The sequence below is a fragment of the Streptomyces sp. 3211.6 genome, from assembly GCF_003634815.1.
Lineage (GTDB): Bacteria > Actinomycetota > Actinomycetes > Streptomycetales > Streptomycetaceae > Streptomyces > Streptomyces katrae_A.
The window spans coordinates 1,953,380-1,976,748 of sequence record NZ_RBXC01000001.1 but is presented as its reverse complement, the minus strand read 5'-3'; the positions used below and the strand labels follow the sequence as shown (position 1 = coordinate 1,976,748).

The 23,369-nt window shown below is 75.1% G+C and carries 19 protein-coding genes; 9 read left to right on the top strand and 10 right to left on the bottom strand.

What is annotated here, in order from left to right:
- Nucleotides 1-144 precede the first annotated feature (144 nt).
- Together BX286_RS09235 and BX286_RS09230 are read left to right on the top strand one after the other, a co-directional pair.
- Nucleotides 145-3,747, top strand: coding sequence for a DNA polymerase III subunit alpha (locus BX286_RS09235; protein ID WP_121014825.1), 3,603 nt, complete (start codon nt 145-147; stop codon nt 3,745-3,747).
- Entirely contained in the window at nt 3,744-4,775 is a 1,032-nt protein-coding gene (locus BX286_RS09230; RefSeq protein WP_107438238.1) for a hypothetical protein, read from the top strand. The genes BX286_RS09235 and BX286_RS09230 overlap by 4 nt, the downstream gene beginning before the upstream one ends.
- Nucleotides 4,776-4,973: 198 nt before the next feature.
- On the opposite strand, the gene BX286_RS09225 is transcribed toward BX286_RS09230, so the two are convergent.
- Nucleotides 4,974-6,131, bottom strand: a complete 1,158-nt coding sequence (locus tag BX286_RS09225) for an acyl-CoA dehydrogenase family protein (protein ID WP_121014824.1) — start codon at nt 6,129-6,131, stop codon at nt 4,974-4,976.
- 170 nt (nt 6,132-6,301) lie between these two features.
- Between BX286_RS09225 and BX286_RS09220 the strand changes: the two genes are divergently transcribed.
- A complete protein-coding gene (locus tag BX286_RS09220; protein WP_079425420.1) occupies nt 6,302-7,162 on the top strand; it encodes a triacylglycerol lipase in 861 nt (286 codons plus the stop codon).
- A gap of 3 nt (nt 7,163-7,165) precedes the next feature.
- Here BX286_RS09220 and BX286_RS09215 read toward each other — a convergent pair whose 3' ends face one another.
- The 3 genes from BX286_RS09215 to BX286_RS09205 form a co-directional block, all read right to left on the bottom strand.
- Nucleotides 7,166-8,218, bottom strand: coding sequence for a lytic polysaccharide monooxygenase (locus BX286_RS09215; RefSeq protein WP_079425418.1), 1,053 nt, complete (start codon nt 8,216-8,218; stop codon nt 7,166-7,168).
- A gap of 214 nt (nt 8,219-8,432) precedes the next feature.
- A complete protein-coding gene (locus BX286_RS09210) occupies nt 8,433-8,915 on the bottom strand; it encodes a DUF402 domain-containing protein (RefSeq protein ID WP_079425417.1) in 483 nt (160 codons plus the stop codon).
- Nucleotides 8,912-9,868: a GNAT family N-acetyltransferase gene (locus BX286_RS09205; RefSeq protein WP_100863916.1), complete on the bottom strand. Its 957-nt coding sequence runs from the start codon at nt 9,866-9,868 to the stop codon at nt 8,912-8,914. The genes BX286_RS09210 and BX286_RS09205 overlap by 4 nt, the downstream gene beginning before the upstream one ends.
- A gap of 55 nt (nt 9,869-9,923) precedes the next feature.
- Here BX286_RS09205 and BX286_RS09200 point away from each other — a divergent pair, with 55 nt between their 5' ends.
- On the top strand, nt 9,924-10,313 hold the full coding sequence (locus BX286_RS09200; RefSeq protein WP_261993387.1) for a GntR family transcriptional regulator: 390 nt from the start codon (nt 9,924-9,926) through the stop codon (nt 10,311-10,313).
- 315 nt (nt 10,314-10,628) lie between these two features.
- On the opposite strand, the gene BX286_RS09195 is transcribed toward BX286_RS09200, so the two are convergent.
- Nucleotides 10,629-11,723 carry a DUF5925 domain-containing protein gene (locus BX286_RS09195; RefSeq protein WP_398898322.1) on the bottom strand — a complete coding sequence of 365 codons (1,095 nt, stop codon included), beginning with the start codon at nt 11,721-11,723 and terminating at the stop codon, nt 10,629-10,631.
- A 206-nt stretch (nt 11,724-11,929) separates the two neighbouring features.
- On the opposite strand from BX286_RS09195, the gene BX286_RS09190 reads away from it, so the two are divergent.
- Nucleotides 11,930-12,730 (top strand): SGNH/GDSL hydrolase family protein, encoded by an 801-nt coding sequence (locus BX286_RS09190; protein ID WP_079431620.1) that lies wholly within the window; start codon nt 11,930-11,932, stop codon nt 12,728-12,730.
- Here the strand turns inward: BX286_RS09190 and BX286_RS09185 are convergent.
- On the bottom strand, nt 12,700-14,277 hold the full coding sequence (locus tag BX286_RS09185) for a serine/threonine-protein kinase (protein WP_398898877.1): 1,578 nt from the start codon (nt 14,275-14,277) through the stop codon (nt 12,700-12,702). The genes BX286_RS09190 and BX286_RS09185 overlap by 31 nt on opposite strands.
- A 353-nt stretch (nt 14,278-14,630) precedes the next feature.
- On the opposite strand from BX286_RS09185, the gene BX286_RS09180 reads away from it, so the two are divergent.
- Nucleotides 14,631-14,900, top strand: a complete 270-nt coding sequence (locus BX286_RS09180) for a hypothetical protein (protein ID WP_079425408.1) — start codon at nt 14,631-14,633, stop codon at nt 14,898-14,900.
- 116 nt (nt 14,901-15,016) lie between these two features.
- Here the strand turns inward: BX286_RS09180 and BX286_RS09175 are convergent, their stop codons facing one another.
- Entirely contained in the window at nt 15,017-16,216 is a 1,200-nt protein-coding gene (locus BX286_RS09175; RefSeq protein WP_100863918.1) for a CaiB/BaiF CoA-transferase family protein, read from the bottom strand.
- 128 nt (nt 16,217-16,344) lie between these two features.
- On the opposite strand from BX286_RS09175, the gene BX286_RS09170 reads away from it, so the two are divergent.
- Nucleotides 16,345-17,295: a hypothetical protein gene (locus tag BX286_RS09170; RefSeq protein WP_148710260.1), complete on the top strand. Its 951-nt coding sequence runs from the start codon at nt 16,345-16,347 to the stop codon at nt 17,293-17,295.
- 60 nt (nt 17,296-17,355) lie between these two features.
- Here BX286_RS09170 and BX286_RS09165 read toward each other — a convergent pair whose 3' ends face one another.
- Nucleotides 17,356-18,477 (bottom strand): type ISP restriction/modification enzyme, encoded by a 1,122-nt coding sequence (locus BX286_RS09165; protein ID WP_159036808.1) that lies wholly within the window; start codon nt 18,475-18,477, stop codon nt 17,356-17,358.
- Between the two features lie 150 nt (nt 18,478-18,627).
- Here BX286_RS09165 and BX286_RS36480 point away from each other — a divergent pair, with 150 nt between their 5' ends.
- Nucleotides 18,628-18,801, top strand: coding sequence for a hypothetical protein (locus BX286_RS36480; RefSeq protein ID WP_167747572.1), 174 nt, complete (start codon nt 18,628-18,630; stop codon nt 18,799-18,801).
- 18 nt (nt 18,802-18,819) lie between these two features.
- On the opposite strand, the gene BX286_RS09160 is transcribed toward BX286_RS36480, so the two are convergent.
- Together BX286_RS09160 and hmgA are read right to left on the bottom strand one after the other, a co-directional pair.
- On the bottom strand, nt 18,820-19,569 hold the full coding sequence (locus tag BX286_RS09160) for a GntR family transcriptional regulator (protein ID WP_079425401.1): 750 nt from the start codon (nt 19,567-19,569) through the stop codon (nt 18,820-18,822).
- 71 nt (nt 19,570-19,640) lie between these two features.
- Entirely contained in the window at nt 19,641-20,954 is a 1,314-nt protein-coding gene (hmgA, locus tag BX286_RS09155; protein ID WP_079425400.1) for a homogentisate 1,2-dioxygenase, read from the bottom strand.
- 229 nt (nt 20,955-21,183) lie between these two features.
- Between hmgA and BX286_RS09150 the strand changes: the two genes are divergently transcribed.
- The gene (locus BX286_RS09150) at nt 21,184-23,280 is read left to right on the top strand and encodes a right-handed parallel beta-helix repeat-containing protein (RefSeq protein ID WP_121014820.1); all 2,097 of its coding nucleotides are present in this window, start codon (nt 21,184-21,186) and stop codon (nt 23,278-23,280) included.
- The last annotated feature ends 89 nt before the right edge of the window (nt 23,281-23,369 follow it).

Genomic DNA, 23,369 nt, shown 5'->3' with positions numbered 1-23,369 from the left:
CACGCTCCGCGCGCCGGGGACCGGGCGCAGCAGGGGCGGGCCGAATGGATGATCGAACAAGTGTTTCGCACGGGTATTCGAATTGCTCTATGGTGGAGGGAGAAGGGGGAGGCAAGAAGGACGAGGGAAGCAGGAGGGCCGCGGGTGCCCGGGTTCACGCATCTGCACACCGTTTCGGGGTTCTCCGTGCGCTACGGCGCCTCGCACCCGCAGCGGCTGGCGGAACGCGCCGCCGAGCGGGGCATGGACGCCCTCGCCCTGACCGACCGCGACACCCTCGCGGGCGCGGTCCGCTTCGCGAAGGCCGCCGCGACGGCCGGGATCCGGCCGCTGTTCGGGGTGGACCTGGCCGTGTCCCCTGCGGGGCCGCTCGCCGGGTCCGGCCTGCCCGCCGGTGCCGGTGCGGGCGGCCGGGCGGGCGGGGCCGAGGCCTCGTACCGCCGGCGCGTGCCCGTCAGGGGCGGCGCCTTCGTGGACGAGTCCGCCCCGCGCGCGCTCTTCCTGGCCCGCGACGGGGCCGCCGGCTGGGCGGAACTGTGCCGCCTGGTCACCACCGCACACGCCCCCGCCCCGGCCGGAGCCGGGCTCGCCGCCGTCGACGGGACCGGCTGGGCCGGGCACCCCGCCGGAGGCTCCGGGCAGGCCCGGGTGCCCTGGGAGGCGCTGGGCGGCGGCGGGGTGTTCGTGCTGCTCGGGCCGGGGTCCGAGGTGGGGCGGGCACTGGCCGCCGGGCGCCCCGACCGGGCCGCGCGGCTGCTCGCGCCCTGGCGGGAGCGCTACGGCGACGCCCTGCGCCTGGAGGCCGTCCACCACGGCCGCCCCGGCACCGGCCCCGGCTCGCTCCGCCTGGCCGCCCGTACCGTCGGCTTCGCCGCCGAACAGGGCGTCCCGGCCGTGCTGACCAACGCCGTCCGCTACGCCGACGCCGGCCAGGGGCCCGTCGCCGACGTCCTCGACGCCGCCCGCCGGCTCGTCCCCGTCGACCCCCGAGGCCCCCTCGACAGCGGCGAGCGCTGGCTGAAGGACTCCGCCGCCATGGCCGCCGCCGCCGACCGGATCGCGCAGGCGGCCGGGCTGCGCCCCGCCGACGCCCGCCGGCTCCTCGCCCGCACCCGTGAGACCGCCGAGGCCTGCGCCGTGGACCCCGAGGACGACCTCGGCCTCGGCTCCGTCCACTTCCCCGAGCCCCGCCTCGTCGGCGCCGCCCACCGCACCGCCCAGCGGGTCCTCACCTCCCGCGCCTGTGCCGGCATGGTGCTGCGCGGCTACGCGGGCGAGCGCGCCTACTGGGACCGGATGCACGAGGAGCTCGACGTCATCGCCTTCCACGGCTACGCCTCGTACTTCCTGACGGTCGCCCAGGTCGTGGACGACGTACGGGAGATGGGCATCCGGGTGGCCGCCCGCGGCTCCGGCGCCGGCTCCCTCGTCAACCACCTCCTCGGCATCGCGCACGCCGACCCCGTCGCCAACGGCCTGCTCATGGAGCGCTTCCTGTCCCGGCGCCGCCGCGTCCTGCCCGACATCGACATCGACGTGGAATCCGCCCGCCGCCTGGAGGTCTACCGCCGGATCCTCACCCGCTTCGGCGCCGAACGCGTCGCCGCCGTCGCCATGCCCGAGACCTACCGGGTCCGCCACGCCATCCGCGACGTCGGTGCCGCACTGTCCATGGACCCGGCCGCCGTCGACCGGCTCGCCAAGGCCTTCCCGCACATCCGGGCCCGCGACGCCCGCGCGGCCCTGGCCGAACTGCCCGAGCTGCGCGGCGTGCGCGAGGGCGTGCAGGGGGAGGAGCACGCCCGGCTGTGGGACCTCGTCGAAGCCCTGGACGCCCTGCCGCGCGGCACCGCCATGCACCCCTGCGGGGTCCTGCTCTCCGACGCCACCCTCCTGGCGCGCACCCCCGTGGTCCCCACCAGCGGCGAGGTCCCCCTCGGCCCTGCGGGCCAGGGAGGTGCCCCCTTCCCCATGTCCCAGTTCGACAAGGAGGACGTGGAGGACCTCGGCCTGCTCAAACTCGACGTGCTGGGCGTGCGGATGCAGTCCGCGATGGCCCACGCCGTCGCGGAACTGCGGCGCGCCACGGGGGAGGAGCTCGACCTGGACGACCCCGCGCAGGTGCCGCCGGACGACCCGGCGACGTACGGGCTGATCCGCTCCGCCGAGACGCTGGGCTGCTTCCAGATCGAGTCCCCCGGCCAGCGCGACCTGGTCGGACGGCTCCAGCCGGCCGTCTTCCACGACCTGGTCGTCGACATCTCCCTCTTCCGGCCCGGGCCGGTCGCCGCCGACATGGTGCGCCCCTTCATCGAGGCACGGCACGGACGCGCCCCCGTCCGCTTCCCGCACCCGGACCTCGCCGACGCACTGCGCGAGACCTACGGAGTGGTGGTCTTCCACGAGCAGATCATCGAGATCGTGCACGTCATGACCGGCTGCGGCCGCGACGAGGCCGACCGGGTGCGGCGCGGGCTCTCCGACCCGCAGTCCCAGGGCCGGATCAAGGCCTGGTTCGCGGCGACGGCGGCCGGGCGCGGCTACCCGGCGGAGGCGGTCGCCCGGACCTGGGAGATCGTCGAGGCCTTCGGCAGCTACGGGTTCTGCAAGGCGCACGCGGTGGCCTTCGCCGTGCCCACGTACCAGTCGGCCTGGCTCAAGGCCCACCACCCGGCCGCCTTCTACGCCGGGCTGCTCACCCACGACCCCGGCATGTACCCCAAGCGGCTGCTGCTGGCGGACGCCCGGCGCAGGGGCGTGCCGGTGCTGCCGCTGGACGTGAACCACTCGGCGGTCACCCACCGCATCGAACTGGTGTCCGACGGGTCGGGCCGTCGGGGGCCCGGGCGCTGGGGGCTGCGGCTCGGCCTGTCCGACGTCCACGGCATCAGCGAGGCCGAGGCCCTGCGCATCGAGACCGGACAGCCGTACGCCTCCCTGCGCGACTTCTGGGACCGCGCCCACCCCGGCCGCCCGGTGGCCGAACGGCTCGCGCAGGTCGGCGCGTTGGACGCCTTCGGGGCCAACCGCCGCGACCTGCTCCTGCACTTGACGGAACTGCACGGCGCCCAGCGCGCCGCCGGGATGAAGGACGGGGCACAACTGCCCCTGGGCGGCGGCCGGTCCACCGCCCCCGTCGGCCTGCCCGACCTGACCGAGGCCGAGCGGCTCAGCACCGAGCTCGGCGTCCTCGGCATGGACGCCTCCCGCCACCTGATGGACGGCCACCACGCCTTCCTCGCCGAACTGGGCGTGGTCCCGGCGCGCCGCCTGCGGGAGACCGCGCACGGGCGGACCGTGCTCGTCGCGGGCGCCAAGGCGGCCACCCAGACCCCGCCGATCCGCTCCGGCAGACGGGTCGTCTTCACCACCCTGGACGACGGCACCGGCCTGGTCGACCTGGCCTTCTTCGACGACAGCCAGGAGGCCTGCGCGCACACCGTCTTCCACTCCTTCCTGCTGCTGGTGCGGGGCGTCGTGCAGCGCCGCGGGCCGCAGAGTCTGAGCGTGGTCGGGGCGGCCGCCTGGGACCTCGCGGAACTGGTCCGGCTGCGCGAGGACGAGGGCCTGGAAGCGGTCACGGCACGGCTGGCGCAGCCGCTGCCCGAGGGCCCCGGGGACAGCGGCCGGCGCATCCACCTGGCGACCGGCTACGAGATGAACCCGTGGGCCGACCTCCAGCCGCCCGGCGAACGCGCCGCGACGGGCCGCAAGCTGTGGCACTCCAGCCCGGGGAGCGCGGGATGACGACGGCACCGGTCCCGACGGCCGCCCCCGTCCCCGCTCCCGTCCCCGACCCCGGCGGGCCCGGGCTGCTGCACGTCCGCTGTGGCCCCGCCGTGGCAGGGGAGGGCTACCGCGAGGTGCTGGAGCTGCTGCGCGAGTTCTCCCCGCTGGTCCAGGCCCTGCCGCCGCGCGCCGCGCTGGTCCAGGTGCGCGGCGCCCGGCGGTACTTCGGCGCCGACGCCGCCCGCATCGCCGAGGTGGTCCGGCTGCGGGCGGTGGCCCGGCTGGGGACGGACGTACGGATCGGCGTCGCCGACACCTGGGCGGTGGCGGCCATGGCCTCCGCCCGGATCGACGGACCCGGCGGGGTCCTCGCCGTGCCCGGGGAGCGGGTGCCCGGCTTCCTCGCACCCCTGCCGGTGGAGTCCCTGTACGGGCTCGGCTCCCGCCAGGCCGAGGCGCTGCGCGGGTTCGGGCTGCACACCGTCGGGGCGCTCACCCAGGTCCCGCCCGGGGTCCTGGAACGGATCCTCGGCAAACGGGCCGGGCGGCTCGTCGCGGAGCGCGCCCGCGGGATCGACCCGCGCCCGGTCACCCCGCGCGGCCTGCCCTCCTCCGCCGCCGTCCGGACCGGCTTCGCCCGCCAGGAACTGGACGGCCCGCACGCCCGCGCCGCCCTGCTCGGCCTGGTGGTCCGGCTCGGCGCACAGCTGCGCGGCCGCCGCCAGGCCGCCCGGTCCCTGTGCCTGACCCTGCAGTTCGCGGGCGGCACCCGGTGGGAACGCTCCCGCCGGCTGGCGGAGCCCTCCGCCCACGACGAGGACCTGCGCACCCTCGCGTACCGCCTGATGGACGCGGCGGGCCTGCAACGGGCCCGGCTGACCGGCATGGTGCTGCGCGCCGAGGACCTCACGGCGGCGGAGGGCGTGACCCGGCAGCTCTCCCTGGACCCGGTCCGCGAGGCCCGCCTCACGGTGGAAGCCGCCATCGACCGCGCCAACGCCCGCTTCGGCCCGGGCACGGTCCGTCCGGCTGCGCTCCTTCTCTAGGGCTCGGTTCGCCTCCGGGGCACTTGCAGCCGTGCTCCCAGGCCCGACCGTGCTCGAAAACCGCTCGTCCTCACGGTTTCCTCCGCGCGCTCGGGCCTGGGAGCACGGCGCGCCCCTTCGGCTCACTCGCCCGTGCCGACTTCGGCCAGGCCCCGGCGGGGCCGTGGGCCGGACCCTGGGCCGGGGCCGGACCGGAGGTCAGAGGTCGCCCAGCATCAGCCGGGCCGTTCCCGTGCGAAGGGGGGTGGTCTGGGCCTGGATCAGGTGGAACTGGGCCTCGCGGGAGAGCCGGCCCGCGGTGTGCCCGTACTGGATGGCCCGGCCCCCGGCCACCGCCACGCAGGCCGCCGCCGACCGCACGGCCAGGTCCAGGGCGGCGGCCCGCAGGGACAGCCGGGCCCCGGTCCCCTCGCCGGCCGGGAGTTCGTCGCGCAGGGCGTAGGCCTCGGCGCGCAGCCGGGCGGTCTTCTCGGCCAGGCGCAGGCCGAGTTCCTCGTACGGGCCCGAGCGGAGCAGGAAGTCCGCCGTGGCGCGCAGCTGGCCGAAGACGGCCGGCTGGGCGTCGGCGTTCTCCAGGTCGTAGGCCCGGATCCACTCCGCCCGGGGTACCACCCCGAGCACCCGGGAGTCGGGGACGAGGACCCCGCGCAGCTCGACGGAGGCCGTGTGCGTCCCGCCCATCGCCCACAACGGGGCCTCCTCGACGGCGCTCAGCCCCTCCACCCCGGTGCCGGGGGCACAGTCGACCAGGGCGAGGACCGCCTCGTCGGAGCCGGTGACGGCGCCGGCGTACAGGGAGTCGGCGACCCCCCAGCCCGTCACCCACGGCATCCGCCCGGCCAGCCGCCACCCGCCCGCCTCCCGCACCGCCGTGACGGGCGGGCGCGGACGGCGCAGGAAGGCGTAGCCCGCCGTCGGGCGCCGCTCCCCCCGCACGAGGGCCGGCAGCCAGCTCTCGCGCAGGGCGGTGCCCGCCGGGCCGGAGGCCTGGACGAGGGCCCTGGCCAGCGGGACGTGCTGGGTCCACACGAACCAGGTCGACGGGTCCACCGCCGCCAGCACCTCGTGGACCTCCCGGACCACCTGACGGGACGTGAGGCCGGAAAGCGGCTCCGGTTCGTATCCGATCAGCCCGTACGCCCCGCACGCGGCGAGCGCGTCCAGGTGCGTGCGCGGCACCCCCTCGGCCGCCGTCCGCTCCGCCCCGGGCCGCAGGACCCGTACGGCGGCCTCCGTGACGGCGGCGACCAGCGGGTCGGCCGCCAGCGCGGGCGGGGTGGCCAGGGCGGTACCGGTTCCAGGGGCCTCGTGCATGGCGGCGCTCACCTCGGGGTGGGGGTGGTCCAGGGCGTCCATCCTTCCCGCGCGGTACTGGAGGCACGCTGGACACGCGAGTTTTTACCGCCGCGTAACTTCCAAGTCTTGCTACTCGCCCGTAATTTAGCGGCAGCAGCTCCCCCCATGTGATCCGGATCACGGGACGGAACCCCCACACCATTCCCCTTGACCCGCAAGGAGATCACACGATGCTGCCCTGGAGACGCCTGCTCCGCCCGCTGGCCGTCCTCACCCTGGCCGCCGCCGCGCTCGTCGCCCCCACCGGCGCAGCGCAGGCGGCGTCCGCACCCAGCAGCGGCTGGAACAACTGGTCCTGCAAGCCCTCGGCCGAACATCCCCGCCCGGTCGTCCTCGTCCACGGCACCTTCGGCAACTCCGTCGACAACTGGCTCGGGTTCGCCCCCTACCTGGTCCACCGCGGCTACTGCGTCTACTCCCTCGACTACGGCCAGCTGCCCGGCGTGCCCCTCTTCAACGGGCTCGGCCCCATCGACAAGTCGGCCGGCCAGCTCGACGCCTTCGTCGACAGGGTGCTGGCCTCCACCGGCGCCGCCAAGGCCGACCTCGTCGGCCACTCCCAGGGCGGCATGATGCCGCGCTACTACCTGAAGTTCCTGGGCGGCGCCGCCAAGGTCAACGCCCTCGTCGGTCTCGCCCCCGACAACCACGGCACCACCCTGTCCGGACTCACCCAGCTGCTCCCGTACTTCCCCGGGGCGGCCGACCTGATCAGCACCGCCACCCCGGGCCTGGCCGACCAGATCGCCGGGTCCGCCTTCCAGCAGAAGCTGAACGCGGGCGGGGACACCGTCCCCGGGGTGGCCTACACGGTGATCGCGACCAAGTACGACGAGGTGGTCACCCCGTACCGGAGCGCCTTCCTCGACGGGCCGGGCGTCCGCAACGTGGTCCTGCAGGACCTGTGCGCCCTGGACCTCTCGGAGCACGTGGCCATCGGCCTGACCGACCGGATCGCCTGGCACGAGGCGGCCAACGCCCTCGACCCGGCGCACGCGGAACGGACCACGTGCGCCTCGGTCTTCGACTGACCCCTACCGCACGCTCCGGCGCGCCCCGGTAGCCCGGCGGCGGGCCACGGCGAACAGCACGGCCGCACCCACGGCCACCACCCCGGCACCCGCGAGGGCGAGCGCCGGGGTGGCGCCGTTCCCGCCGGTCTCCGCGAGGTTCTTGCCCTCCTTGCCGCCGAGGGGAGAGGGGGACGGGGCGGAGACCGGCGCGGCCGCGGCCGGGGAGGCGGCCGCCCGGCCGTTGGTCTCCGGGTCGTCGTCGCCGTGGCCGCCGTGCTCCACGGTGGACTTGCCGGCGCCGTCGGAGATCTGCCGGTCCGTCGGTGCCTTGGGCGGCTCGACGGGAGCGGGCCGCGAGGGCTGCGCGGACGCGCCCGCCCCGCCCGTGGCCGGCGTGGCCCCGGTGCCGCTGCCGCTGCCCGCCCCGTTCCCGCCGTCCTTGCCGAAGACCACGTCCGAGCAGGTGTAGAAGGCCTCGGGGCTGTCCGACCGCTGCCAGACGCTGAAGATCAGGTGCCGGCCGCTCTTCTTCGGCACGACCCCGCCGAACACGTAGTCGCCGTTCTGCATGGCCGGGTCGGTGGCCTTCGCGAAGGGCGCGGCTTCGAGGTCGGACCACTTCAGCGGCTTCGACGGGTCGTAGCCGTCCTTCGTCACGTACAGCTCGAACGAACCCCTGTGCGGGGCGGTCCCCTTGTAGCGGAAGGTGTGCGCCCCGGCCGTCATGGGGGTGGCCGGCCAGTCGGTGCGGGCCAGGTCCAGCCCCTTGTACTTGGGGTTGCCCGCCGAGCACAGCTGCCCGTCGGGGATCAGCGACCGGCTCTTCCCGGCGGCGTTCGCGATGTTCACCGCGTTCCAGTCGTAGAAGGCCTGCGGGCCGCTCGCGGCGACGGCCGCCCTGCAGGCCGCCGACTTCGGCGCCTCCGGCCCTTCCGCGTAGCACGCCGCCACCCGGCTGACCGGGTCCGTCATCGACCCGTGGGCGGCCGCCGGAACGGCCGCGTACGCGGCCACCGCGAGCGGGGCCAGGCCGGCGGCGGCGATACGGGCGGCGGTGCGGCGGCGTGCGCGCATGGGCGGATCTCCTTCGGGCGCGGGGCAGGGGTGCACCAGCGGAACCGGCCGCCGCGGCGCCGCCCCCCGTATGGTCCGGCGCCGCCCGCGGCCTCCCTGGCCCGGCCAAGCTAGCCCGCGCGACACCCCGTGCGGCCGCCTTCGAGCCCCCGGAGAGGATCCTTAGGGTCCCGTTAAGGAACCCCTAAGCGCCCCCACAGGAAGGCCTCCGCGGCTACCGCAGCAGCGCGGTCAGCCCGTCCCGGGACCGGGCCTGCTCCTCCAGCGTGTCCAGCGCCCGTACGGCCCGGGCCGCCGCCTCGGGGTCGCGCGCGGCCAGCCCGCTCTGCGCGAACTCGTCCTCGTCCAGCCGCAGGACGGTCTTCCCGTCCGCCGACACCCACAGGTCCAGGTCCAGGTCCTCCACGAGGATCCCGCCGTCGCGGACCACGGCCGGGCGGGTGACGTCGCAGTACCAGCCCTTCAAGGCGCCCTCCCCGCTCCAGACCTCCTTGACGGCGTACCAGCGCGTCCGCCAGAAGTGCTCGACGAACACGTCGCCGGGCTCGAAGCGGACGAACCCGAAGTCGCGTACGCCGTCGGCCGCCCAGGGGGCCCGCACCGAGATCCGGTCCCCGTCGTCGGACAGCTGCGCCGCCGGATAGGCGATCTTGGTCCGGCCGGCCTTGGTGAGGGTGATGGTCCAGGTGGTGCTCACAGCGCCGGTCCTCCGAGCTTCTTCGTGAAACGGGTCTCCGTCGCGCAGATCCGGTATCCGAACCGCGCGTTGATGGCGAGCATCGGCTCGTTCCCGGCGTCGTTGCCGGTGAAGGCCTCTGTGTAGCCGGCCGCGCGGGCCCGGTGGAGCGAGTCCGTCTTGGCGAGCTTGGCCAGGCCGCGGCCGCGGAAGGCGCGCCGGGTACCGGTCATCGCCGAGCCGTAGCGGGTGCGGCCGTCGGTCCGGGCGGCCGAGAAGGCGGCCACCTCCCCGTCGACGAGGACCACCGAGGTCAGCCCGTGGTCGAGGGTCGGGTCGGACCAGACGGCGTCGAGCCAGCCCTGGTAGTCGTCGAGCGAGGCCGGGACGTCGCCCGGCTCGTCGGCCGTGGCCTCGGCGTCGGCCTCGAACAGCGGACGCGGGTCGGCGGCGAAGGCGGACGCCGGGCGCAGTTCCACCCCGTCGGGCAGCTCGCGGGGGAGCGGCGGCAGGGCGGCTCCCGCGAGGTCCAGGCGCAGGAAGTGCGCGGAGCGGCTGGGGCGGTAACCGTGCCGCTCGGCGAACGCCCGGTTCGCGGGCTCGTCGAGCACCCAGGCGTACGCGTCCACGGCCCCCTGCGCGGCGAGGTGTTCCTCCGCCGTCCGCAGCAGGGCGGTGCCGGCGCCGCGGGACCGGTGGGCGGGGTCGACGTAGGCGTTGACGTACGACTGGCCCGGCTCGGGGCTGTCGTGGGCAAGTCCCACCTGGGCGGTGCCGACGACACGGCCGTCCGCGGTCTCGGCGACCAGGAGGCGGAAGCGGGCGTCGGGGTGCGCGGAGCCGAGCGCGAAGGCCACGCCGTCGGGGGTGGTGATCATGAAGGGCAGGGCGGCGCGGCGCACCCGTACGACGGCCTCGGCGTCGGCGGGGTCGTCGGGGCGCAGGTCGCGCACGTGCACGGCGTGGAGGGTCATGCGGACGACGTTACGGGCGGATCCGCCACCGGCGCCTGCGAATTACAATCGCCCCGTGACCTCGACCAACCCCCTCAGGCTCAGGATCGACGGCTCGGCCGGCTCGGCGGCCCCGTACGAACAGCTGCGTGCACAGATCGCCGACCAGGCCCGGTCGGGCCGGCTCCCGGCGGGCTTCAAACTGCCGACGGTGCGCGGGCTGGCGGAGGAACTGGGGCTGGCCGCGAACACCGTCGCGAAGGCGTACCGGGCGCTGGAGGGGGACGGGGTGATCGAGACGCGGGGGCGGAACGGGACGTTCGTCGCGGCGGGCGAGGGTTCCTCACGGGAGGCCGCCCTCGCCGCGCAGTCGTACGCGGACCGCGCGCACCGCCTGGGCCTCACGGAGGCTGAGGCCCTGTCGGCCGCCACCGCCGCCCTCCGGGCCCGCTACGCGGCCAAGTAGCCCCACCGGCCCACCGCTCCCGCGGCCCGGAGCCGCCTCCCGCGTATGCAGCCCCGCCGGCGTTTGAGGCGACGGGCGCGCAGCGCCCTTACGGGGTCCGGGGCTTGCCCCGGGGAACGGGCGAAGTGGGGGTCCCCCCGGACGGAGTCCGGGGGAGGGTAGGGGACCCCGGCTCCGCGCAGCGGCAACGGTCGGCAGCCGACGGCCGGACCCCTGCCGGGGCAGCGGTCCCGCCCGGCGGTCCGGCGGACGGGGTCCGACGGGGCGGCGCGAAGCCGGCAAGGCCCGCCGGGGCCCCACCGTGCGAGCGGCGCGTCAGAGATAGAGCCCGGCCTCGGACTGGGACTGCGCCGGGACGACCGCCGCCGGGCCCGTGCCCCTGCGCAGGGCGAAGAGTTCCGCCAGCGTCGCCCCCTCCCGGGGCACCCCCTCGTCGGTGCCGAGCCACTCCACCGCCTCCCCGCGCGTCAGCGGGCCGACCTCGATGCGGGCCAGGCACCGGCCCGGCCGGACCACCGCCGGGTGGAGCCGCTCCAGGTCCTCGTTGGTGGTGACCCCGACCAGCACGTTGCGGCCCTGCCCCAGCAGCCCGTCCGTCAGGTTCAGCAGCCGCGACAGCGCCTGCCCCGCCGTGTGCCGCGCCTCGCCGCGGATCAGCTCGTCGCAGTCCTCCAGCAGCAGCAGCCGCCAGCGCCCCTTCGCGGTGCCCTCGTCCTCGCCGATCGCGATGTCCATCAGGTAGCCCACGTCGTTGAACAGCCGCTCCGGGTCCAGGACGCAGTCCACCTGGCACCAGTCCCGCCACGACCGCGCCAGCGTCCGCAGCGCGGAGGTCTTCCCCGTCCCCGGCGGCCCGTGCAGCAGCAGGAGCCGCCCCGCGATGTCGTCCGGGGTGATCTTCATCAGCCGGTCCATCGCCGCGGCCACCGGCGCCGTGTAGTTGGGCCGCACCTCCGCCCACGTGCCGGCCGAGATCTGCCGCGTCGTGCGGTACGGGCCCCGGCGCGGGGAGACGTACCAGAAGCCCATCGTGACGTTCTCCGGCTGCGGTTCGGGCTCGTCCTGGGCCCCGTCCGTGGCCTCGCCGAGCACCCGCTGCGCGAGTTCGTCGCTGACCGCGGTGACCGTGACGTCCGCGCCCCGGCTCCAGCGGGAGACGAGGACCGTCCAGCCCTCGCCCTCGGCGAGCGTGGCGCTGCGGTCGGTGTCGCGCGCCGAGCGCAGCACGGTGGCGCGCGGGGGCAGCAGCGTGGCCTCCGCCTTCACCCGCTCGATGGTGACGCTCTGCGCGTACGGCTGCTCGCCGGTCGCGAACCGGCCGAGGAAGAGCGCGTCGACGACGTCCGACGGGGAGTCACTGTCGTCCACGTGGAGCCGGATCGGCAGTGCGTCATGCGGGTCTGCTGGCATGGCGCCCATGATCCGGCACGAACTGACCCGCCGCACCCGTGTTTCGCCGGATCGGGTGCCCAGGTTCCCTCTTCAAACCCATCGGCCGTGAAGATCCGGCCGCCAATCCCGCCCCGAAAATTCTTGGCATGAACACTTCCGGCCAACCCCGGCTGCTTGTACCAACGACTGAGGAGTAACCCCCACAAGGAGCCGCACACATGAGCATGAGACTGTCGCGCTTCGCCGCCCTCACCTCCTCCCTGTTACTCGCCGCGGGCGCCGCCCTGTTCGGCGCAGGCCAGGCCTCCGCCCAGGCCGACTTCGGCTACGTCGCCCTCGGCGACTCGTACTCCTCCGGCGTCGGCGCCGGGAACTACGACTCCGCCAGCGGCAACTGCAAGCGCACCACCCGCGCCTACCCGGCCCTGTGGGCCGCCGCCCATTCCCCGCAGACCTTCTCCTTCACCGCCTGCTCCGGCGCCCGTACGGGTGATGTGATCTCCGGTCAGCTCGGCCCGCTCAACTCCGGCACCGACCTGGTCAGCATCACCATCGGCGGCAACGACGCCGGCTTCTCCGACGTGATGACGACCTGCGTCCTGCAGTCCGAATCCACCTGTGTCAACCGCGTCAACCAGGCCAAGGCGTACGTCGACTCCACCCTCCCCGGCCAGCTCGACCAGGTCTACGACGCCATCCGCGGCCGCGCGCCCTCCGCCCGGGTGGTCGTGCTCGGCTATCCCCGCTTCTACAAGCTCAACGGAAGCTGCGTCGCCGGTCTCACCGAAGGCGAGCGCTCCGCCATCAACGGCGCCTCCGACTACCTCAACGCGGCCATCGCCAAACGCGCCGCCGACCACGGGTTCGCCTTCGCCTCGGTCGTCGGCGCCTTCACCGGCCACGAGATCTGCTCCGGTGACGCGTGGCTGCACAGCGTCAACTGGACCAACATCGGCGAGTCGTACCACCCCACCGCCGCCGGACAGTCCGGCGGCTACCTCCCGGTGTTCAGCGGCGCGGCCTGAGGGCCGGCCACCGGGCTCCCCGCCGGCGTCGGCCCCCCGGGTGCCGGCGCCGGCGTCCCCGAGGGCGTCCCCGAGGGGCTCGCGGGAGCGGGGGAGGAGGCCCCGGCCGTCGGGGTCTGCTGCGCGCACGCCACGGAGAACTCCAGCCAGGCCGAGGTCTTCAGCTGCGGTGCGCGCACCTCCAGCCGTACCGCGTCCTGTACGCTCCCGCCCGCCTCCCCCACGGGCTCGTCGTGGTTCAGCTGACGGGTCCTCGGCCCGCCCTCCTCGTACGTGATGCTCTGCCACGGCTCCGCGGACGTGGAGCCGTCGAGCCTGGCCCAGCGGTACTCCACCACCGCGGGCACCACGGCCACCTCGATCGTGCCGGTGAACGAAGGCGTGCCGGTCGCCGGCGGCGGGCAGCTCCCGGCGTAGGCGGCGCGCAGGGTGTGCACGTACAGCGTGACGTTCTGCGCGGGCCCGGTGGTCGCGGACCCGGACGGGGAGGCCGGATCCGAGGACGGCGCGGACGCGGACGGCGAGGGCCGCTCCGTCACCACGGGGCTCCCGCCCGCCCCGCTCCCGCCCCCGGTGTCGCGCAGCAGCAGCCACACCAGCAGGGCCAGCACCGCCAGCAGCGCCACGGCGGCGACGGCCAGCACCACACCCGCCCCGCTCCCGCCCCGCTCCCGCGGTTCAGCGGGCAGGGGCGCCGAGGGGACCGGCCCCGTCCCGCGGTCCCCGGGGTACGGCCCGGCCGCCACCGTCGGCGCCGCCGGATCCCACACCGGCCCGCCCGGGTCCCGTACGGCGCCGCCCGCGCCGATGATCCGCAGCATCCGGGCGGCCTCGGCGGCGGGCAGCCGCGCGGCGGGGTCCTTGCGCAGCAGCCCCGCCAGCAGGGGCTCCAACGGCCCGGCCCGGCGCGCCGGGGGCGGCTCCGCGTCCACCACGGCCTCCAGGGTGGCCACCGGGCTGTCCCGCAGGAAGGGCGAGACCCCCTCCACGGCCGCGTACAGCATCACCCCGAGCGACCACAGGTCCGACTCCGGGCCGGGCTCGCGCCCCAACGCCCGTTCCGGCGCGAGGAATTCGGGGGAGCCCATCACCTCGCCGGTCATCGTGAGCGGCGCGGCTCCCGCCAGGCTCGCGATCCCGAAGTCGCTCAGCACCACCCGCCCGTCATTGGCGACCAGGACGTTGGCGGGCTTCACGTCCCGGTGCAGCACCCCCGCCTCGTGCGCCGAGCGCAGCGCCGCCAGCACCTGCTCGCCCAGGTGCGCGGTCCGCTGCGGGGTCATCGGCCCCTCGGCCTCCAGCACCTCCGCCAGCGAGAGCCCGCGCACCAGCTCCATCACGATCCACGGCCGGCCCTCCTCGGTGGCCACGTCGTAGACGGTGACCACCCCGCGGTGCGAGACCCGGGCCGCGGCCCAGGCCTCCCGCTCCAGCCGCCGGTACAGCCGCGCGGCCTCGGCCGCGTCCAGCCCGGCGGGGGCGCGCACCTCCTTGACGGCGACCTCCCGGGCCAGCACCTCGTCGCGGGCCCGCCACACCACGCCCATGCCGCCGTGGCCCAGCGGACCGAGCAGCCGGTACCGCCCGGCGATGACACGCCCGGACTCTGCGCCTTCGTTCGCACTCACGCGATCCCCCCTTGCGTCACCGGGTGATCACTCCAAGTTAGCGCAGCGGGGCCCCGGCGGCCCCCGTCGTGACGGACACTCCGCGAGCCGCTCACCGAGCGTGTTCCCAAGTGCCCTTTCTCGTACGGAGAGTAACGGCCGACTCCGCTGAGTAATCGTCAACTACCCGTACTCACAGGGGTAATTCACACCACCGGGATACCCGAGGACATTGTGCAGGCGATAGGGTTACCCTGCCCGGGCCGGGTGCCCTCGTACGGGTGGGGAGAGACATGGAACAGATAGCAATGCGCAGCAGGCCGCCCCGCGTGCCTGCCATCACCTGCGGGAGCAGCGCGGTCAGCTCGCGCCTCGACCGCCACCTCGCCGTGCTGGGCGGACCCGCCGCCCCGCGCCACGAAGTGGCCGAGGCGACCCTGCTGATGCGCGAGCTCACCTCGCGCGACCACACCCACGTCCAGCGGAGCCGGAGCGCGCGCGTCGCGCTGTTCGCACCGCTGCGCAGGCTGCGGCGCACCCTCTTCGGCAGCCGTCGCGGGTAACCGCCCCCGGCGACCGTCCCCGTAGCGCAGCCGGCCCGTCCGGCTGCACCCCGGTCCCGTCCCTTCACCCGGCGTCCTCCGGCGTACGCCGCGCCGGATCCCCCGGCGCCCCGGCCTCAGGCGATCACACCGTCCCCGCGCAGTTCGGCGATGCGCGCGTCCGTCATCCCCAGGGCGCGCAGCAGGGCGTCGGTGTGCTCGCCGAGCGCGGGCACCGCTCCCATCACCGCCTCCGGGCCGCCCGGCAGCCCGATCGGCGGCAGCAGCGCCCGCAGCGGGCCCGCCGGTGACCCCACCTCCCGCCAGCGGTCCCGCGCCGCCAGCTGCGGGTGTCCGGCCAGCTGCGCCACCGAGTTGAGCCGCGCACAGGCGATCCCGGCCGCCTCCAGCCGCTCCACCGCCTCGTCGGCCGAGAGCTTGCCGAGCACCCCGGCCACCACCGCGTCCGTCTCCTCCCGCCCCCGGGTACGGGCCGCGTTCGTCGCGTACGCCGGATCCCCGGCCAGCTCCGGCCGCTCCAGCACCTCGCGCGCCAGCCGGCCCCACTCGCGGTCGTTCTGCACCGACAGCAGCACCCGGTCCCCGTCGGCCGTCGCGTACGCGTCGTACGGGGCGATCACCGCGTGCGCCAGACCCGTCCGCGCGGGCTGCTCCCCGCCGTGCACCGTGTGGTGCAGCGGATGCCCCATCCACTCGGCGAGCGACTCCAGCATCGAGATCTCCACCGGCCCGCCGCGCCCCGTCGTCCCGCGCCGCAGCAGCGCCGCCAGCACCCCCGAGAAGGCGTACATGGCGGCCGCGATGTCGGCCGCCGGGATCCCCGCCTTCACGGGCCGCTCCGGAGTCCCGGTCACCGAGACCAGCCCCGCCTCGCACTGCACGAGCATGTCGTAGGCCCGCTTGTGGGCGTACGGGCCCCCGGCGCCGTAGCCGGAGATGTCCACGGCCACCAGCCGCGGGTAGCGGGCGCACAGCGCGGCCGCGTCGAGCCCGAGCCGGGCGGCGGCGCCCTGCGCGAGGTTCTGCACGAACACGTCGGCCCCGTCGAGCAGCGCGTGCAGCACCTCCAGCCCGCGCGGGTCCTTCAGGTCCAGCGCGAGGGACTCCTTGCCCCGGTTGGCCCAGACGAAATGCGAGGCCAGCCCCCGGGCGGCGGTGTCGTAGGCCCGGGCGAAGTCGCCGCCGTCGGGGCGTTCCACCTTGATCACCCGCGCTCCGAGGTCGGCGAGCTGACGGGTGGCGAAGGGGGCGGAGACGGCCTGCTCGACGGCGACGACGGTGAGACCGGACAGGGGGAGGGGTTCGGTGGCTGCCATGAGCCCTGCCTACCGGGTGGAAGCGGGGTCTGTCACCCGTCTGCGCAGCCCGCATGCCCGGGAATGTCCGGATCCGGTGCGTAAAGTGCGTGGGCGTCCTGCGCCGAGCCGTCAGAAGGGGTGCCGCAATGAGAGCCACGACCGCACCGCGTCCACGCTCCGCCCCCCGCCGCACGGCGGTGGTCCTGACGTTGCTGCTGGCCGCCCTCGTGCCCACGGCCGCCGTCCCGGCGGGGGCGGCGGGCCGGGCCCCGGACCCGCTGGGCGTGAACGCCTCCGGCTCGACGGGCGTCGTGACCGGCTCGGCGGGGTGCCCCTCGGGGCCGCTCACCGACACCCGGCAGCTGACGGGCGGTGCCGCGCTCAACCCGGGCGTCTTCTCCTCGCTCGCCTCCCAGCTGGACGTCAGCCTGCCCTTCCGGGTCGGGGCCGCGTCGGCCGCGCTCCCCGGCGACGGCCAGGTCGTCCTGAGCAACGCACGGGGCTCCCTGACCCTCGCCCTGACCGCCGGCTCCTGCACCTCGCCCGGCCTCACGTACAACGGCACCACCGTGTCGGGCAGCGGCACCTGGAGCGTCGTACCGAACTCCACCCCGGGGAACGCCTACCGCGGCGCCTCCGGCACCGGAAGCTTCACGGTGACCTCCGACGCCACCACCGGCACCGGCAGGCTGTGGAGCCTGAACCTGACCGGGAACCTCAGCATCCTCCAGCCGCAGGTCGCCGTCACCCAGCGCGCTTACTGGGGCGGGATCGGCAACTACGTCACCCGCACCCTGAGCGTGGAGTTCCGGATCCGCAACACCGGCCCCGGCGACGCCTTCGGGGTCGAACTGACCGACGCCCTCCCCACGGGCCCCGGGACCACCCGGCTCGGACCGGTCCCGCAGACGGTGGGCGCGATCCCGGCGGGTGGCAGCGCGCCCGTGGTCGTCCGCTACCGGGTGTGCGGCCTCGCCGTCGTCGGCTGCCGCTTCACCGCAGCCACCCGGACCTTCCTGACGGACGCCCTGGACGCCAATGGCCACACGGAGACCGTCCCGGTGTCCGTACAGGTACCGCTCGCACCCGTCCCGTAGCCGCCTGCCCGGCCGCCCCCGCGCGGCGCCGGCGGTACGCAGCCCGCCCGGGGGCCGGGCTCACAGCAGGGCGAACTGGCCCCCCGGGCCCTCCTCCTGGTGGTCCAGGACCGACGCCGGGCGGCGCGACCAGCGGGGCGGGGGCAGCACCCCGGCGGCCGCCAGCTCGGCCGGCGGGAGCGGCGGCCCGGGAGTGAACGCCGCCCGCTCCGGCGCCAGGCCGGCCAGCAGGGCCAGGGTGGTCACCAGGGCCGGCAGCTCCGAGGTCCAGGCCGGTGGCCACTCCGCCGGGCCGAACCCGTCCAGGCCCCGCGCCTGCGGCTCCCGGTGCGCGCTGCGGGCGGCGAACCAGGACTCCAGCACCCGCACGCCCTGCGCCTCGTACTCCCACGCCCCGGCCGGGACGGGGGACACCGCCCCGTCCCCGATCGTCAGCGTCTCGGTCTCCGGGTCGTACCCGAGCTCCCGCGGCCAGGCCGTCACCGCCGCCCGGACGTAGGGCCGCCGCCCGCCGGGCAGCCGCGGCGGCTCCCCGCCGCGCGCCCCGCGCAGCTGGACGGTGAGCAGCCGGTGGCCCAGCTCCACCCCGGCCCGCCAGCGCTCGGGGTCGGCGGTGAGCGGGACCTCGTACCCCCGGGGCCCGGGGCGGCCGGCGGCGAGGATCCAGCAGAGCACGTCCTCCGGGGTGACCCAGCCGCCGTAACGCCCGCCCAGCAGGGCCGCCAGCCCGGGCGCGAGGTTCGCCTCGGCGCCGCCCGGGCGCCGGTGCAGCGGGCGGATCCGGCCGAGCCGGCCGGCCGGGAGGTGGGCGGTGACCAGCAGGCCCGGGTTCTCCAGCAGGAACAGCTGCTGCCCGTCCAGGACCCGCCACAGCTCGGGGCGGGCGGCGTCGATGAGCCGCTGGTCGGGCAGCAGCCACTGCTCGTCGAAGGGCGCGCGGAGCACCCGTACCGGGTCCGGGAAGGGGCCGGGGTCGTCGGCGAAGCGGGAAGTGGCCGAGCGCTGCCCCGGCAGGGCGGCCGCGCCGGCGGACGGCGTACGGGTCCGGCTCGGGCGGAACAGCCTCTCGCGCTCCGGCCCTTCGGCCCCCGTCAGGGCCGTCCAGCGGGCGCGCAGCGTGGCCGGATCGGGGGCCGCGACCCAGGCGCGGCCCAGGCGCAGGCCGCTCACGGACCAGGGCATCAGATCGTCCAGCAGGGGTACGTCTTCGCTCACCCGGCAGATGGTAGCGACGGCCGGCCAGGGCCGGGCCGTGTCCCGGCCGAAGCGTTACGCTCCTTATGTACGCGTCCGTCACGTACGTACGTATCCGTCCCGACCGAGGAGTCGGCCATGAGTCAGTACGACGAGTATTCGACCCCCTCGCAGGCCGAGGGAGAGCGGCTCGACGAGGACATGGACGAGAAGCAGTTCCAGCAGAGCCACCACGCCCGGACGGTGCGCACCACGCCCTCCCAGGCCGAGGGCGAGCGCGCGACCGAGGAGAACGAGCAGCAGCAGAAGTAGGCGGCCGCCGCCGTCCGCTCAGGGCGCGTCGACGGTGACGGTGAAGGAGAACCGGTCGCCCCGGTACCGGATCCGGGCCACGTCGACCACCCGCCCGTCCTCCCCGTACGTCACGCCCGTGTAGTGCAGGATCGGGCTCAGCAGGGGAACCTGGAGCAGTTCGGCCGTCTCCGGGTCGGCCAGGCGCGCCTCGACGGTGTCCGTGATCCGGCTGATCCGCACGCCGACCACGTCGCGCAGCACCTTGGTCATCGGCCAGCGCTCCAGGTCGGCGAGGTCCACCGCCTCGGCGAGCTCCGGGCGCACCGCGTTCTCCGCCCAGTTCGTGGGCTCCCCGCTCTGCCCGTCGCGCCGCAGGCGGCGGTAGGTGACCACCTCCGGGAGGTCCGGGAAGTGCTCCAGCAGCTCCCCGGACACCGGCGTCCGTTCATGGCCGAGGACCGTCGTCCGCTCGCCCGACTGCTGGGCCACGATCGCGTCGACCGAGCCGAGCAGCCGCACCGGGGCGCTGCGGCGGGCGCCCGGCTCGATGAACGTGCCGCGCCGCCGGTGCCGGCTGATGAGCCCCTCGCCCTCGAGCTCCTTGAGCGCCTGGCGCATCGTCAGCACGCTCACCCCGTAGTGCTCGGCGAGCTGTTCCTCGGTCGGCAGGCGCAGCGAGGCGTCCGGGGTGCGGCCGAGTATCGAGGCGCGGAGCGACTGGGACACCTGGTACCAGAGGGGCAGCTTCCGGTTCAGTACCAGGGAGTCGGGGGCGAAGGCGGTCACGGGTGGTTCTCCGTACGGGGCTGGCGTCCCGGTCGGGGCGGCAGGCTGAGCGGTGCGGGGGCAGGGGAATACTAGGCGCGGAAGTGCCGCTCGAGACCCTCCCAGACGTCGTCGTATCCGCGCTGGAGGTGGTCCGCGCCGGCCGCCTGGGCGGTGGCGGTGATCGGCCAGCGGGTCTCGAACATGAAGGCCAGGCCGTCGTCGATCTTCTGCGGCTTGAGCTCGGCGGCGCTGGCCCTGTCGAAGGTCTCCCGGTCCGGCCCGTGCGCGGACATCATGTTGTGCAGCGAGCCGCCGCCGGGCACGAAGCCCTCGGCCTTGGCGTCGTAGGCGCCCTCGATCAGGCCCATGTACTCGCTCATCACGTTGCGGTGGAAGTACGGCGGGCGGAAGGTGTCCTCGCCGACCAGCCAGCGCGGGGCGAACACCACGAAGTCCACGCCCGCCAGGCCCGGGGTGTCGGAGGGCGAGGTCAGGACCGTGAAGATGGACGGGTCCGGGTGGTCGTGGCTGATGGACCCGATGACGTTGAACTTCCGCAGGTCGTAGACGTACGGGACGTGGGTGCCGTGCCAGGCGACCACGTCGAGCGGGGAGTGGTCGTAGGTCGCGGCCCAGAGGTTGCCGCAGAACTTGTTGACCACCTCGGTCGGCCGCTCGCTGTCCTCGTACGCGGCGACCGGCGCCCGGAAGTCGCGGGCGGCGGCCAGGCCGTTGGCGCCGATCGGGCCGAGGTCCGGCAGCTCGAAGGGCTGCCCGTAGTTCTCGCAGACGTAGCCGCGCGCGTCGCCGTCCAGGAGTTCCACGCGGAAGCGGACGCCGCGCGGGATGAGCGCCACCTCGCCGGGGGCGGCGGACAGCAGGCCGAGCTCGGTGCGCAGCAGCAGGCCGCCGCGCTCGGGGACGATCAGCAGCTCGCCGTCGGAGTCGCTGAACACCCGGTCGGTCATGTCGGCGTTGGCGGAGTAGAGGTGGACGGCCATACCGGTGCGCTGGGTGGCGTCGCCGTTGCCGCCGAGGGTCCACAGGCCGGCCAGGAAGTCGGTGCCGGGGGCCGGGTCGGGCAGCGGGTTCCAGCGCAGCCGGTTGGGATCGGGCACGGTCTCGGTGAAGGGGCCGGTGCGCAGGGCGCCGTTGTCGACGCGGGTGAAGGCCGGGTGGGCGGCGGAGGGGCGGATCCGGTAGAGCCAGGAGCGGCGGTTGTGGCGGCGGGGCTCGGTGAAGGCGCTGCCGCTGAGCTGCTCGGCGTAGAGGCCGAGGGGGGCGCGTTGGGGGGAGTTGCGGCCGTGCGGGAGGGCGCCGGGCACGGCCTCCGAGCTGTGCTCGTTGCCGAAGCCGGTGAGGTACTCCAGCGCCTGCGCCGTCTTCCTGGCCTGCTCACTCATGGGGCTGCTCCCGCTCCGTCGAAGGAATCCTATGGCTGACAGTAGGATTCCGCGACCCGCACGTCAACGCCGTCTTTCCGGCCAGGGCCGCCGGGTGCGCTCGCCGTGCGCTCGCAGCTGCGTTCGCGGGTTCGAGGGCGGGTTCGCGCACGGGCTCGTGCACGGGTTCACGCACGGGTTCACGCACGGGGGGATCCGAAAAGATGAACATTGCTCTACTCTCTCGCGCATGTCGTGGACCCGCAGGTTCCCTGCCGTGCCGGCGGCGCTCCTCGCCGCCCTCCTCGCGCTCCTGTCCCTCCTCGCCGCCGCGCCCGAGGCCCGCGCGCACGAGGAGCGCCCCGTCACCCTCCCCGACGGCTCCGGGTCGGTCCCGGTGTACCGCGCCGCCGAGCCCGACCTGCTGGTCTGCAAGACCGACCGGGCCGACTTCGAACGCCGGACCGCCGGCTTCCCCGAGCCGCTCAGACAGCGCAACCTCGCCCTCTACGAGCGCTGCGCGCAGAGCGGGTACCGCCACCTCCAGGAGGCCGTGGACGCCGTCGACCGGCCGGGGATGAACATCGCGATCCTCCCCGGCCTCTACGAGGAGGAGCCCTCGCTCCCCAGGCCCGAGGGGGAGTGCGCCCGCCTCAAGGCCCCCAACTCGGCGCTCGGCTACCAGATCCTGTCCTACGAGCAGCAGGTGCGGTGCCGCCACAACCAGAACCTCGTCGCGATCCTCGGCAAGAAGGACCTGCAGATCGAGGGCACCGGAGCGGCCCGCACCGACGTGGTCATCGACGCCAAGTACCAGAAGCTCAACGCCATCCGCGCCGACGGGTCCGACGGAATCTACTTCCGCAACTTCACCGCGCAGCGGACCACCTTCAACTCCCTCTACGTCCTCGCGGCCGACGGCTTCGTCATCGACGACGTACTGACCCGCTGGAACGACGAGTACGGCTTCCTGACCTTCGCCAGCGACCACGGGCTCTACAAGAACTGCGAGTCCTACGGCAACGGCGACTCCGGCATCTACCCCGGCAGCGCATCGAACATCAACGACGGCCGCGGCTACGACGTGCCCCGCTACTCCATCGAGATCACCGGCTGCCGCAGCCACCACAACATGGTCGGCTACTCCGGCACCGCCGGGGACTCGGTGTGGGTCCACGACAACGAGTTCGACCAGAACATGGGCGGCGCCTCGATGGACAGCGCCTTCCCCGGCCACCCCGGCCTCCCGCAGAACCACGCCCGCTTCGAGCGGAACCTGATCCACGACAACAACGCCGACTACTACCACTACGTCGCCGACGGAACCTGCGCCAGGCCGCCCGTCGCGCGCGGCTACGAGCAGGGGGTGGTCTGCCCGCAGATCTCTATGCCGCCGGGCACCGGCATCATCACAGCGGGCGGCAACTGGAACGTGTACGAGGACAACTGGGTCTACGGGCACCGGCGGGCCGGCTTCTTCCTCAGCGCGGTGCCCGCGTTCATCCGCGGCGAGGAGAAGTGGTCCAAGCAGACCGACACCTCCCACCACAACCGCTACGCGGGCAACATCCTCGGCCGGGACAAGTCCGGCGCCTCCCGCCCCAACGGCAGCGACGTGTGGTGGGACGGCCAGGGCCGCGGGAACTGCTGGCAGGGCGGACCCGACGGCTCCTCCCCGGGCACGCTCCCGCAGTGCGGCAAGCAGCGCGGCGAGGTCAGCGGCGCCTCCGCCCGGCTGGTGGGCGAACCGGTCAAGCTGACCCAGCTGCTGGTCTGCGCCGACTACGACGTCCAGGCCCGCAAGCTCCCGGCCGGCTGCGACTGGTACGGGGCCCGGGGGCTGGAGCGGGTCGAGACCCAGATCGCCCTCGCGGTGGCGGCGGTCCTGCTGCTGGTCGGCGCAGTCCTGTGGGGCCGCCGCCTGCGCCGCTCCCGGCTGGGCACGGCGGCCGCCCTGCTGGGCCTGGCCGGCCTGGCCCTGGACGTCGCCGGCTCCACCATGTCCCTGACCCACACCCCCGTCCCCGCCCTCGCCCTGCTCCTGCTCGGCCTGTGGTGGACCGGCACCGGCCTGGCCCTGCGCCCCGCACGGCCCTGGCTCGCCCGCCTCACCCTGCTCCTGGGCGCCCTCACCCTGCTCGACGCCTTCGACAAGGCCGTGCTGATGATCCCCTGGATCCCGCTGAGCCCCGCCTGGATCCGCGCCCTGGTCGCGGTGGTGTGGGTCCTGTGGGCGGTCGTGGCCTGCGCCCGCCCCGGCCCGGTGGAGCCGGGCCGTCCCGTACCCGCCGGCCGGACGGCGGACGAAGCCGCCGTGGCCCACCCGACGACCGGAGACCCGCAGTGACCGACCCCGCCGAGCCCCGCGTCCCGTGCGACGCCTGCCGGGCGGCCACCCGGCAGGCACACCCCCGCCGCCGGCGCGCCCGCACGGCC

Bases quoted from the DNA above. Each gene is read 5' to 3' on its own strand.
- BX286_RS09230 (WP_107438238.1), top strand. From the start codon at position 3,744: ATGACGACGGCACCGGTCCCGACGGCCGCCCCCGTCCCCGCTCCCGTC.
- BX286_RS09225 (WP_121014824.1), bottom strand. From the start codon at position 6,131: ATGGACGCCCTGGACCACCCCCACCCCGAGGTGAGCGCCGCCATGCAC.
- BX286_RS09220 (WP_079425420.1), top strand. From the start codon at position 6,302: ATGCTGCCCTGGAGACGCCTGCTCCGCCCGCTGGCCGTCCTCACCCTG.
- BX286_RS09215 (WP_079425418.1), bottom strand. From the start codon at position 8,218: ATGCGCGCACGCCGCCGCACCGCCGCCCGTATCGCCGCCGCCGGCCTG.
- BX286_RS09205 (WP_100863916.1), bottom strand. From the start codon at position 9,868: ATGACCCTCCACGCCGTGCACGTGCGCGACCTGCGCCCCGACGACCCC.
- BX286_RS09195 (WP_398898322.1), bottom strand. From the start codon at position 11,723: ATGCCAGCAGACCCGCATGACGCACTGCCGATCCGGCTCCACGTGGAC.
- BX286_RS09190 (WP_079431620.1), top strand. From the start codon at position 11,930: ATGAGACTGTCGCGCTTCGCCGCCCTCACCTCCTCCCTGTTACTCGCC.
- BX286_RS09185 (WP_398898877.1), bottom strand. From the start codon at position 14,277: ATGGGCGTGGTGTGGCGGGCCCGCGACGAGGTGCTGGCCCGGGAGGTC.
- BX286_RS09180 (WP_079425408.1), top strand. From the start codon at position 14,631: ATGGAACAGATAGCAATGCGCAGCAGGCCGCCCCGCGTGCCTGCCATC.
- BX286_RS09175 (WP_100863918.1), bottom strand. From the start codon at position 16,216: ATGGCAGCCACCGAACCCCTCCCCCTGTCCGGTCTCACCGTCGTCGCC.
- BX286_RS09170 (WP_148710260.1), top strand. From the start codon at position 16,345: ATGAGAGCCACGACCGCACCGCGTCCACGCTCCGCCCCCCGCCGCACG.
- BX286_RS09165 (WP_159036808.1), bottom strand. From the start codon at position 18,477: ATGCCCTGGTCCGTGAGCGGCCTGCGCCTGGGCCGCGCCTGGGTCGCG.
- BX286_RS36480 (WP_167747572.1), top strand. From the start codon at position 18,628: ATGAGTCAGTACGACGAGTATTCGACCCCCTCGCAGGCCGAGGGAGAG.
- hmgA (WP_079425400.1), bottom strand. From the start codon at position 20,954: ATGAGTGAGCAGGCCAGGAAGACGGCGCAGGCGCTGGAGTACCTCACC.
- BX286_RS09150 (WP_121014820.1), top strand. From the start codon at position 21,184: ATGTCGTGGACCCGCAGGTTCCCTGCCGTGCCGGCGGCGCTCCTCGCC.